Raw genomic sequence first — 7,942 nt, 5'->3', positions numbered from 1 at the left:
CCCCGGAAGCGTCGCAGCACCCACCTCCACCCCCGTACCGTTCCACTCCACCAACACCCGATCCCGCTCAGCGTCGTCCAGCACCTGAACCGTGCTCAAGGGGCGGTCCTCACCGCCCTCCAGCTTCTCTTCCAGCACCGTCACCAGGTTTTCCACGGCGGTTCGTATCAGCACACCCACTGCCGCCGCGTCGATCGGGGCGAGCGCGTCGACGGCGAGACCGATCCTGTCGCCGTCGTCGTCGACCGAGACGGCCAGGGGATAGGTGTTGCGCTCGCGCGAGTAAAGCCTGCTGATCCCCTCCAGACCGCTCCCACCGCCCTCCTCCGCTTGCTGACCGTTCCGAGTCGGCCCCGAGCTCGTGTGGTGCCGGTAGTTGAAGAGGGCCGTGAACAGGGGGGTATCGCCCGCCACTCCGCTCGCCTGCTGTGCCAGCGCCAGAGGCGCATGCTCGTGCTCCAGCAGCTCCGCCAGCTGTCTGCGCATGGCCGTCACAGCCGCCGCTGCCCCGAGACCGCCGACCTGTGCCCGTACGGGAAGTGTGTTCATGAACGGACCGGGCACGCGGTCGGCGCCGAGACCCGCGTTCATGCGGCCGAAGAGTACCGTCCCGAACACCACGTCGTCCGTACGGCCGCTGACCGCCGCCAGCACCCGCGCCCACGCCACATGCAGCACCGTCGCCGGGCTGGCTCCCAATCGTCGAGCCGCCGTACGCAGCCGCCCGACCAGATCCACCTCGAATTCCAGCGTCCGCCGGACCAGCCCGGCTCCGTCCCCGCGCGTATCCAGCATCCCGAACGGCAGGGTCGGCTCGCTCACCTCACCCAGCAGCTGGGCGAAGAACCGCTCGTGCTCCGACCGGTCGACGCCGCCGCGTGCCTGGGCGACGAAGTCCCGGAACGGCAGCGGCTCGTGCAGCTCACCGCCCCGCCCCTGCAGGAACGCGCGCACCTCATCCAGCATCACCTCGATGGCCGTGTGATCCTGCACCATGTGGTGCATGCGCACCAGGCCCAGCCACCGCTCCGATCCCGGCTCCGCCGCCACCTTCACGTCCAGCAGCGGTGCCCTGCTCAGGTCCATCGACAGACCACCGGCCGCGAGCAGCTGTTCCACCGGATCGGCCCCGTCCGGATCCAGCACCATCTCTTGCACGGGGAGCTCTGCCCGACGCCACACCACCTGCACCGGCTCGCGCAGTCCCTCCCACACCACGCCCGTGCGATAGATGTCGTGCCGGGCGATCACCCTCTGCAACGCGCCCACGAACGCGTCCAGCCTCGCCCGAGAGTCGAACTCCAGCACGGTCGGGATGACATACGCGTCCTCACCGTCGTCCGACAGCAGGTGGTGGAAGAGCAGCCCTTCTTGGAGCGGCGCCAGCGGATACACGTCCGCGACGTTCCCCGCGCCGCCCTCGACACTCTCGACGATCCGCTCGGTCTCGGCAGCCGAGAGCTTCACCAGCGGCAACATCTCCGGAGTGATTTCCTCGGCGTCCGCGGGTATCGCGTTCGCCGGCACCACGACCGGCTTCGCACCTGCCACGGCCGCCAGTCCCGCAGGGGTCGGCGTCTGGAAGAGCGCCCGCACCGACAAGGTCATCCCACCGGCACGCAAACGCTCCACCAGCTTCACCGCCAGCAGCGAATGCCCGCCCAGCCGGAAGAAGTCGTCATCGACTCCGACCTTCTCCAGGCCCAGGACCTCGGCGAAGGCCTCGCACAGCACCTCTTCCCGGGCGTTGGCAGGACCGCGCCCGGCCCCCCGCGCGTAGTCCGGGGTGGGGAGGGCCTTGCGGTCCAGTTTGCCGTTCGATGTCAGCGGCAGCGCGTCGAGCACCATCACCGCGGAGGGCACCATGTGACCCGGCAGACGCTGACCCACCAGCTCCCGGACCGCCTCAGACAGCGTGGCACCGGCGGTCTCGTCCTCGCCGCCGGAGGCGATGGGTACGACGTAGGCCACCAGACGCTTGTCACCAGGCGTGTCCTCGCGTACGACCACCGCTGCCCGGGCGACTCCCGCGCAGGCGGTGACCACGGCCTCGACCTCGCCCGGCTCGACGCGGAATCCACGCACCTTGACCTGCTCGTCGGACCGGCCCAGGTACTCCAACTGCCCGTCAGGGGCCCACCGCACCAGGTCCCCGGTCCGGTACAGCCGCCCTCCACCGGCGCCGAACGGGTCGGCGACAAACCGCTCGGCCGTCATCCCCGCACGGTTGGCATATCCGCGTGCCAGCCCCTCGCCCGCGATGTACAGCTCACCCACCACGCCCACCGGCACCGGCGACATGTGTTCGTCCAGCGCATACACGCGCGCGTTCGCGACCGGTCTGCCGATCGGGGGAACGCCCTGGACCGCCCCGTCCCCCCACCAGCCCGTCGCGTACACCGTCGCCTCGGTCGGGCCGTAGATGTTCGCCACCCGGGCGCCCGGCAACGCACTCTGAATCTCCCGTACCGCGCCCGCCGTCAGTGCCTCACCCGCGAGCACCACGGTCCGCACCCCGGTCTCGGCGGTGCCCCCGGCCAGCACCTGCGACAGAGCGGACGGCACCCCACTGATCAGGCTCACCGCCTCCGCACCACGTCGCCGGTCGGCCAGCGCCAGCACGTCCTGCACCACCTCGATGCTGCCGCCCGACACAAGCGGTCCAAACGTCTCGAACACCGATACGTCGAAGGTGAACGACGTCGACACCAGTACGCGCGAGAACTCATCGGCGGAGAAGGTCCTGGCCGCCCACGACAGCAGGCTCACCACGGATCGATGTTCCACCAGCACGCCCTTGGGCAGCCCGGTCGACCCCGACGTGTAGATCACGTACGCGGTTGTCGACGGCGATACCGCCGCACCTGTCCGCGTTGCCACCGCAGTCCCCGACAAGTCCGCCAGCTCGGCTTCCACCTCGGGTGAATCCGTCACCAGGACCGCAGCCGACTCCGGCACCGCCCCCACCGTGGACCGCTGGGCCAGCACGACCATCGCGCCGGCATCGTCCACCATGTACGCGATCCGCTCCACCGGATAGGCCGGATCGATCGGCAGATACGCTCCTCCCGCCTTCCACACTCCCAGGATCGCCGCCACCATCTCGGTGCCGCGTGGCAGGCACAGACCCACCACCTTCTCCGGGCCCACCCCCTGCCCGATCAGCCTTCGTGCCAGTCGGTTCGCCCGCGCGTCCAACTCCGCGTACGACAGCTCGACGCCCTCGCACACCACGGCCGGCGCATCCGGCGTCCGCGCCACCTGCGCCTCGAACAGTTCCCCCACCGACGACACATCCGGCAGATCGGCCATGGTGTGGTTCCACTCCACCAACAGCCGGTCCCGCTCCGCGGCGTCCAGCACGCCCACGGCACCGATCCGCGTCTGCGGGTCGGCGGTCAGCAGTCCCAGGACCCGAGTCCAGCGCTCCGCCAGGCGCTGCGCGCTCTCGAGGTCGAACATGTCCGCCGCCACGGTCAGCCCACCGCGCAACCCCGCCGGCGCACCCTCCGCGTCGAGCAGCTCCCGTACGCTCATCTCGACGTCGAACTTCGCGGCGGGCCCCGGCATCGCCAGCTGCGGCGCCGCCCCGTCCGTGGGAGTGACCGGCGGGTTCTCCGTCGCCCGCGCACTGTTCTCCACCGAAAGCAACACCTGGAACAGCGGATGCCTGGACAGCGACCGTACAGGGGCCAGCTCCTCCACGAGCCGTTCGAATGGCACGTCCTGATGCTCGAGCGCCTCCCACCCGGCCTTCTGCACCCGAACCAGGAGCTCGCGGAACGTGGGATCCCCCGACAGGTCCGTCCGTAGAACCAGCGTGTTGACGAAGAAGCCGACCAGGTCGTCCAGCGCCACGTCCGTACGCCCGGCGACCGCGACGCCGATCGGGATGTCGGTACCCGCACCGAGCCGGTACAGCAGCGTGGCCAGTGCCGCCTGCAAAGCCATGAACACCGTGGCGCCCTCGGCCCGCGCCAGTTCCACCAGCCGGGCATGCACCTCCGCCGAGACCTCCAGCGGCACCGTGTGGCCCACGTGGCCGGCCACCACCGGACGGGGCCGGTCGAACGGCAGAGCCAGCTCTTCGGGCGCCCCGGCCAGCACTTGCCGCCAGTAGGCCACCTGACGGGATATCACGCTGTCGGGATCCTTGTCGTCCCCCAGCATCTCTCGCTGCCAGAGGGCATAGTCCGCGTACTGCACCGGCAACGGTTCCCACTGCGGAGCCCGGCCCGCACAGCGTGCGTCGTACGCCTTCGCCACATCACTGAACAGCGGCGCTCTCGACCAGCCATCACCTGCGATGTGGTGCACCACCAGCAGCAGCACATGCTCGTCCGGCCCGATCACGAACAGCCACGCCCTGATCGGCGCCTCCACCGACAGGTCGAACTCGTATCGCGACGCTTCGGCGGCGGCCGCCGCCAGCTCCGCCGGATTCCCCTCCACAACGGACAACGCCCCCGGCAGGTCCCCAAGGTCCAGGATGTGCTGATACGGCTCGCCGTCGGCCACGGGATAGACCGTGCGCAGCACCTCGTGCCGCCCCATGACATCGTGCAGCGCCGCACCCAATGCGTCCCGGTCGACGCTGCCGGTCAGCCTCAGGGACATGGGGATGTTGTAGGTCGCGCTCGGTCCCTCCAGCTGCCAGAGGAACCACAGGCGGCGCTGGGCGAATGACAAGGGAATCATCAGGACTCCTTCTGCGTGCGCATGGGCCGAAGCGCCGGCCTGGCTGTCTTCTGCTTTCCGATCTGCTCTGCGAGTCGTGCGACGGTCGGCGCTTGCAGCAGGACCCGTAGTGGCAACTCCACACCCAGCTCCGCGCGGACCAGGCTGACCAGCCTGAGCGCCAGCAGCGAGTGTCCACCCAGGGCGAAGAAGTCGTCGTCCACCCCCACGTACTCCAAGCCCAGAACCTGGGCGAATACCGCACACAACAGCTCTTCACGCTCCGTGGCAGGCCCACGTCCCGCACCCGCATGCATGCCGAGGTCAGGCGCGGGCAGCGCCTTGCGGTCCAGCTTGCCGTTGCGCGTCAGCGGCAGCTCGTCCAGCACCACCACCGCCGACGGCACCATGTATCCCGGCAGCCGCTGACCCACCAGCTCCCGCACCGCCTCCGGCAGCGAGCTCTCCACCACACCGTCCGCGGGGACGACGTATGCCACCAGCCGGACCTCGCCCGGGGTGTCTTCCCGTGCGATCACGGCGGCCTGGGCCACCTGCGGATGCGCCAGGACGGCGGCCTGGACCTCGCCCGGCTCGATCCGGAACCCGCGGATCTTCACCTGGTCGTCCGCACGCCCCGCGAACACCAACTGCCCGTCGCCGGTCCAGCGGGCCAGGTCCCCGGTCCGGTACATCCGCACCCCGGGCTCGAACGGGCAGGCCACGAAGCGTTCCGCGGTCAGCCCCGCACGGCGGGTGTAGCCGCGGGCCAGTCCCGCACCGGTCACATACAGCTCGCCCACCGCTCCCGGTGGCACCGGTCGCAGCCCGGGGTCCAGCACATACACCCGGGCGTTGGCCACCGGCGCGCCGATCACGGGCCGTCCGGCTGTCTGCCTGTTCCGGGCCACCGCCACATCGACCGTGCACTCGGTCGGCCCGTAGAAGTTGAAGCCCTGCACGGCGGTGGCCGAGCGCAGACGTTCCCACAACGCATCCGAGATCGCCTCGCCACCCACACCGATACGTCCCGGCCGCCACCCGGGCTCGTCCAGCAGGCCCTGATCGACCAGGACCTGCAGGTACGACGGCGTCACCTCGAGGAAATCGATACGGTGCTCCGCCAGCCACCGCACCAGCAGACCGGCCTCGGCCCACGTCACCGCATCCACCACATGCAGCTCATGGCCGGCGAACAAGCATGCCAGCTGGTTCCAGGACGCGTCGAAGGACACCGGCGTCGTCAACGCCACCCTCAGCCGGCGGCCCGGAGTCACCGTGCCGGCCCCGGTCGCCCCACCAGCACCGTCAGCGTCTGGGCCGAACACCAGCTGCCGGTGTCCCTCGCAGAGGTTCACCACCCCTTCGTGCGCGACCACAACGCCCTTGGGCACACCCGTCGACCCCGACGTGTAGATCACATACGCCGGATGCGACGGCAGCAGCACACCCACCCGCTCCCCGTCCGACAGCGCCCCGCCCTCCAGCCCGGCCAGCTCATTCACCACCGCCGGGTCATCCAGCCCCACCACCGCCAACGTGTCCGGCAGCAGCGACCGCATCTGGACCCCGCCATGGGTCAGCACACAACCAGCGCCCGCGTCCGCCAGCATGAACGCCACCCGGTCCGCCGGCAGACCCGGATCCACCGGCAGATACGCACCCCCCGCCTTCAGCACACCCAACAACGCCACCAGCAGATCCACCCCACGCTCCAACGCAACCGCCACCACCGACTCCGGCCCCACCCCCCGACCCACCAGCAACCGCGCCAGACGATTCGCCCGCACATCCAACTCCCCATACGACACCTCAACCCCGTCAGCAACCACCGCCACCGCCCCCGGCGACCGCACCACCTGCGCCTCGAACAACCCCGGAAGCGTCGCAGCACCCACCTCCACCCCCGTACCGTTCCACTCCACCAAAACCCGATCCCGCTCCGCGGCGCCGATCACCTCGACCGTGCTCAGCCAGGGCTCCGGACCGCCCTCCAGTGCCGCCTCCAGAGCCGACACCAAGCCCTCCACCGCGGTGCTCAGCGCCCCGGCCACCGTTTCCGGATCGATCGGGGCCACTGCCCTCACACCGAGTACCAGCCCGTCTCCGTCGTCGTCGACGGAAACGGTCAGCGGGTAGTTGGTCCGTTCCCGTGCGAACCGGGTTCTGATGCCGTCCAGCCCCGTGCTTCGGTCTCCCTCCAGCCCTCGGCCGGAACCGGAACCGGAAGCAGAACTGGAGCCATTGTTGTGCCGGTAGTTGAGCAGCGCGGTGAACAGCGGTGCGTCGGCGGGCACTGCGCTTGCCTGCTGGGCCAGAGCCAGTGGTGCGTGCTCGTGTTCCAGCAGTCCCGCGAGCCGGCCACGCATGGCCGTCACCGCGTCCAGCACACCCACGCCATCGATCCGTGCCCGTACCGGCAGCGTGTTCATGAACGGCCCCGGCACCCGGTCCGCACCCGCACCCGCGTTCATCCGGCCGAACAGCACCGTGCCGAACACCACGTCCTCACGGCCACTGACCGCCGCCAGCACCCGCGCCCACGCCACATGCAGCACCGTCGCCGCACTGACCCCCAACCGCCGCGCCACCACACGCAGCCGGCCCACCACAGCGGCCTCCACCACCGCCCGCGTCTCCACCGAGCCCGACCCATCCCCACGGACATCCACCAGCCCGTACGGCGCCGTCGGCTCACTCACATCACCCAGCAACCCGGCAAAGAACTCCTCATGCTCCGCCCGCTCCACCCCACCACGTGCCTGCGCCACAAACTCCCGGAACGGCAACGGCTCACCCAGCCGGTCACCACGACCGTCCAGGAACGCCCGTATCTCACCCAGCAGCACCTCCAGCCCCATGTGGTCCTGCACCATGTGATGCACCCGCACCAGCCCCAGCCACACCTCACCCCCCGGCGCCCGGGCCACGTGCACATCAATCAACGGCGCCCGGCCCAGATCCATCGACAGACCAGCGGCCGCCAGCAACTGCTCCACCGCCTCCGGCCCGTCCGGATCCAGGACCACCTCGGTCACCGGGAGCTCCGCCCGGCGCCACACCACCTGCACCGGCTCACCCAGGCCCTGCCACACCACACTCGTGCGATAGATGTCATGCCGAGCGATTACCTGCCGCAACGCGCCCACGAATCCGTCCAGCCGGGCCCTCGAGTCGAACTCCAGCACCGTGGGGATCACATACGCGTCGTCTCCGCCGTCCGCGAGGAGATGGTGGAAGAGCAGACCCTCCTGCAGCGGCGCCA

The 7,942-nt window shown here is 70.1% G+C and carries 2 protein-coding genes; both read right to left on the bottom strand.

Annotation, left to right across the window (positions count from 1 at the left end; all coding sequences use genetic code 11):
• The coding region (locus ACFW01_RS38105; RefSeq protein ID WP_384511395.1) for an amino acid adenylation domain-containing protein at positions 1–4,698 on the bottom strand (4,698 nt) is incomplete at its 3' end.
• Entirely contained in the window at positions 4,698–7,934 is a 3,237-nt protein-coding gene (locus tag ACFW01_RS38100; RefSeq protein WP_384511398.1) for an amino acid adenylation domain-containing protein, read from the bottom strand. The genes ACFW01_RS38100 and ACFW01_RS38105, both read right to left, overlap by 1 nt.
• Between the last annotated feature and the right edge of the window lie 8 nt (positions 7,935–7,942).

It is taken from the genome of Streptomyces sp. NPDC058985 (assembly GCF_042740985.1).
Classification (GTDB): Bacteria; Actinomycetota; Actinomycetes; order Streptomycetales; family Streptomycetaceae; genus Streptomyces.
The sequence above is the reverse complement of the archived record's forward strand: the minus strand, read 5'-3'. Positions and strand labels throughout refer to the sequence as shown.